This is a genomic window from Streptomyces sp. NRRL WC-3549, from assembly GCF_000721935.1.
In the GTDB taxonomy this organism is placed as follows: domain Bacteria; phylum Actinomycetota; class Actinomycetes; order Streptomycetales; family Streptomycetaceae; genus Streptomyces.
This window is the reverse complement of sequence record NZ_KL585381.1, coordinates 4,569-9,015: the sequence shown is the minus strand read 5'-3', so window position 1 is coordinate 9,015 and position 4,447 is coordinate 4,569. Positions and strand designations below refer to the sequence as shown.

General features: G+C 68.9%; 5 protein-coding genes. 1 reads left to right on the top strand and 4 read right to left on the bottom strand.

The annotated features are described in order from the left end of the window. From IH13_RS0100265 to IH13_RS0100250, 4 genes are all read right to left on the bottom strand, one after another. A partial coding sequence (locus tag IH13_RS0100265; RefSeq protein WP_031079946.1) for a phosphoribosyltransferase occupies nt 1–480 on the bottom strand: 480 nt, incomplete at its 3' end. Between the two features lie 46 nt (nt 481–526). After that, the gene (locus tag IH13_RS0100260; RefSeq protein WP_031079943.1) at nt 527–2,326 is read right to left on the bottom strand and encodes a DUF4254 domain-containing protein; all 1,800 of its coding nucleotides are present in this window, start codon (nt 2,324–2,326) and stop codon (nt 527–529) included. Then, the gene (locus IH13_RS0100255; RefSeq protein WP_031079941.1) at nt 2,323–2,970 is read right to left on the bottom strand and encodes a hypothetical protein; all 648 of its coding nucleotides are present in this window, start codon (nt 2,968–2,970) and stop codon (nt 2,323–2,325) included. The genes IH13_RS0100260 and IH13_RS0100255 overlap by 4 nt, the downstream gene beginning before the upstream one ends. Before the next feature lie 3 nt (nt 2,971–2,973). Next, nucleotides 2,974–3,441, bottom strand: coding sequence for an NUDIX hydrolase (locus IH13_RS0100250; protein WP_031079939.1), 468 nt, complete (start codon nt 3,439–3,441; stop codon nt 2,974–2,976). 213 nt (nt 3,442–3,654) lie between these two features. Between IH13_RS0100250 and IH13_RS45700 the strand changes: the two genes are divergently transcribed. Further along, the coding region (locus IH13_RS45700; protein WP_324605154.1) for a helix-turn-helix domain-containing protein at nt 3,655–4,447 on the top strand (793 nt) is incomplete at its 3' end.

Genomic DNA, 4,447 nt, shown 5'->3' with positions numbered 1-4,447 from the left:
GGCCGCCGCCAGCGGCACGGCGCCGGCCTCGCGGAGGCGGCGGGTGAGGTCGGCCAGGGTCCGGCCGGTGGTGATCTCGTCGTCCACGATGACGATGCGCTGTCCCGGAGCGATGCCGTAGGCGAAGACGTCGGTGCGCATGGCGTGCGGCTCGCTGAAGCGGACCGCGCCGTCCAGGGGGAGGTGCAGCTTCCAGGCGATCTTGTACGGGAGGCGGGCGGCGTCGGCCAGGGAGACGGTCGGGAGGATGCCGCCCGCGTCCAGGCCCAGAAGGAAGTCCACGGGGCCGGCCCCATCCGGCAGCTGCTTCTGGAGCAGACGCCACAGATCGGCCCCCGTGCTGGCAAGGGTGTCGGGATGCACCGGGCTTTCCAGGCCGTCCAACGAGTGGATGACACGCTCGCGGCGGCTGGTGGCTCCGACGCTGAGCCGCTCGACGATTCGGGCGGAGAAGGGCGGCACGGTGAGGGTTTCGGGCATGACGAAGCTCCTGTCGGTGGAGAGGGGTGAAGGAGAGGTGCGTGGTTCAGGCGGCGAGCTGGAGGGCGTACCAGGTGAGGAGCTGGTCGACCGCCGCGGTGACGGGCTTGAGGACGAGCTCGGTGTCACCGTCACGCCAAGCGTTCGCGACCTCGGCCAGAGGAGGGACCGCGAGGGCCGTCAGCCCCGGCATGCGGGAGGCGGCGGCGAGGATCCGGTCGGGGCCGGACTCCCACTGGTTGTGCTCGCGCAGGAGAAGGCGGCAGGCGAGCACGAGGTGCTTGTAGAGCTGCCGCAGAGCGGTCGCCCCCTCCGCAGTACGCAGACGGCGCATGGTGAGCATGACCTGGGGCAGTTCGCGGACGGCGGCGAACGCGAGCTCGTCCCGGCTGATCGTCGGCAGTTCGAGGTCGGATGCCGCATGCAGTACGGGGCTGCCCTGCTGGAGCTGGTGAAGGACGAAAGCCAGGCGCGGAGTGAGGCGTCGGGCGGTCAGTTCACCCGGCGTGACGAGGGTGGGGCCGAGAGAGGCCGCACCGCCGAGGGCCGTCCGGTACTGATCCAGGGCCTCATGGATCCCGCCGATGACCTCGTGCTCGGCGATCACCATGAGGTCCAGGTCGGACCAGCCGACGATCCAGGTTCCCTCTCCAGGGCTTCCGGTCAGGGCGACGAGCCGTACGCCGGGTCCGTACGCCCGCACCGTGTCGGTGAAGTCGGCCGTCGCCGACGCGACTGCTGCAGGAAGACCGAGCCCGTACGGGGTGGCCACGCGCAGCGCACGGGTCGAGGGCGGGGCGGCGATGCGCCGGAGGCGGGCGCGAAGGGCTGCGATGCTGCCGGTGTTGTCGATGACGTGGTCGGCCAGAGCGGCGACCTGGTGGGCGCCGCGGCTCATCTTGATCTCGTCCTTCGCGGCGACGGCCTGGGCCGGAGTGCCCGACCGCTCGACGCGTACGGCGAAGGAGGCGTCCAGGTAGACGATCTGGAGCGTGTCGCCCATGAGCTGCTTGAGCTCGGCGATCGATGCATCGTCGTGGACGGACTCGATGGTGAACAGCTTCGTGTCGACGTGGGCGTCCGCAAAGCGGTTCAGCTCGCCGAGGAGCAGTTCGGCCTGTCGGCGGGCCGATAGTGCGTACGGGTCCGCGAGCCCTTCCCGATGGGCTGCCTGCCTTAACAGGAAGCCGATCTTGAGACGTTGGGCGTCACAGGTCCGCTGGACGAACTGTGCGCTGGTGCTCTTCCCGCACTCGCTCAGCCCGCCGAAGGCGAGTACCTGGCGCAGATGCCGACTCGGCTTGATCTCCGCCGGAGCGACGTCCTCCCGCCCGTACAGCTTGAAGCGGGCCGGCACGGGGAGCCGACGACGGCCTGCGACGACATCGGATACCAGCGCGTCGAGAGCGGCGCACAGCTCCTCACGTTGCCCGTGAAGGGCCGGGACACGTCGACGTGCCAGCTCATCACGGCCCGCCGCGCGCTCGCTGTGCCAGATCCGCAGCGTCAGCACCGACATGCGGTCCACGACGGAGGCGAGCGTCTCGGTGTGCAGCGGCACATCGGCACGGCCCGCGTCCGCCAGCGAGCCGAGGACTTCGTCAGCGCGCTCGGCGAGGGCGTTGCGTTCGGCGTTGAGCTGGTCGATCTCTCGCTTGCAGTCGGCGACCTGGGCGGCGGAGAGCAAAGCACTGCGCACCCGGTCCTCGGTGTCCCACAGACGCCCGTTGACGGTGTGGAGCCGGGTGATGGTGTCGTCCAGGCGCTGCCGGTCCTTGTCCTGGAGGGTGGCCATGGCGCGGGTGAGCCCCGGAGGCAGCACCAGGGGCGGGGAGTTCTGAGTCATCGGGGACTCCCGTCGGTGAGTGGAGTGAGGCCAAGGTGATCGAGTACGTCGCTGTGTACGTCGTCCAGGGAGCGGTTTTCGCAGTCCACGACGGCGGCGTACGTGCTGTGGCCGGCCTGGTGAAGCAGAACAGCGTGCAGTGTCTTCTGATAAGCCGGGTAGACCCCGGTCCACGGGCGGCCCTCGCGGGCGCTGGTGATGGCGTAACTACGCTCGGCGTCGAAGGACGCGAGCAGCAGCACCGAGGTCTCCGATGCGGTGGCGCGCGAACCGGCGATGTCCGTCACGGTCTTGAACGCCTCGCCCACCGTCAGCCCGTCCTTGACCACGCATGTCGCGGTGGCCACAGCGAGGAGCATGGGCAGGCCACGGTCCAGCAGTCCCGTACGGCCGGGCTTGCGTGCGGCGGCCCGCTTGGCGTGACCGACGAGGAGCATCTCCGTCAGCTCGACCGTCGTGGACGTCTCGAACCACCACCGGGCGTAGTCGCCGGCCGCTACCCGCGCCCACGGCTCGGGATCGTGCTCGTGGACGGCTCCCAACGGTTGGAAGACGTGCCGGCGCGCGGCCAGCCGATCGAGGTGAGTCGTCTTGCCGACGTTGTCAGGGCCGTTGAGGCTGACGAAGTCCGGTAACCGCTCCATCGCTCATGCCTCGCGGATCGGTGTGTCGAGGACGGAAGTGATCGCGTCGGTGTTCGTGGCGATGAACTCGGCCAGCTCCGGCGGCATCAGGTTCAACTCGCGGACGTCCTGGGCGGTGAAGGGCACCCGGACCACCTCGTACCCGCCCCGCTCCGGCTTGTCGAACTCGGTGCCCGTCCGCGCGTCCAGGTCCATCGACTCCAGTCGCGCCGCGAAGATGTGCTGGACTCCGACGCCTCCCTCCAGCGCATCGGTAATGAGGTGGACGAGCTCGGCGCGTTCCAGCTTGCCGCCCAGCTCCTCGAATACCTCCCGATGCAGAGCCGCCTCGATGGTCGCGTCCTCTTCCTCGACTCCTCCGCCGACGGACACCCAGTACGGCTCCCTGCCGGGCTTGGTGCGCTTGATGAGGACCAGTTCCTCGCCGTCGAGAAGGATGGCGCGGGCGTTGCGCTTGACGATGTCGGTCATGCCGTTTGCTCCTTGGGTGTGTAACCGGAGAGAACGGGCGGAGGGGCGCTTTTTGGCTGTGGCCACTTTTCCCGGTTCGTGAATACAGCATGGTGCAAACTGATCGCTGAGTGTGACGCACGGGTGCTGCAGCAATGCCGCAGTAATGCCGAACAGGACTGCTCGCACAGGGTGTTTCGGCGTTTCACCAGGTGACGGACGGGGGGTACGACGGTGGTGACTGTGCAGAGATGGTCCGGGCGTGAAGCACGGCTGCTGCGCGAGGCCCTTCGCATGAGCCTGCGTGACTTCGCCGCCTACCTCGGAGTCAGTGACCGGACCGTGTCGAACTGGGAGGGAGGCGGTGCGAGTTACCAGCCGCGTGCCGAGTCCCAGGCTGTGCTCGACACCGCACTCGACCATGCGTCGGGCGAAGCGCAGACGCGGTTCGCGGCGGCACTGGGAACGAACGGCGCTGCGCCACCCGTGACAGGCCGAATCGAAGTCGACTCCCACAAGTTCCTGCCAGTTTTCATCGGCGTCGAGCGCGCCGGCCGCCTCCGTGCACACATGAGACCGAGTGTGCACGGCGAGTGGCTGGAGTCCTCCTCGGCCCGCGTCGACCACCCCGAGGCACAGGAGTGCGTCCTTCACGTCTTCGCGTGCGGGGTGACCGTCTTCCACCTCGTTCAGCCGCACCAGCCTGCCGCGCTCACCGACCTTGCGGTCTGGCGGTACCGCTCCTACGCCTCCGACCTGCCCTGGGCACGAGACAAGCTCCGCGACCTCCTGGACGAGGAACCCGCCGGCGTTCCCAACCCCGAGTACGTCCTCTCCCTCTACTGGCTCACCTCGGGCCCCTGGTCCGGCGACGCCCACGACACCGCCCTGTGCCTGCTGTCCACGCCCTCCGTCCTGGTCGACCGCGGCGCCCCGGACGGCCCCGCTCCTCTGGGCGGTGCGGTCGAGGAGTCTCTCCTCGCCACCGGCTTCGACCACCCCGACATCGCTGTCTCTTATACACATC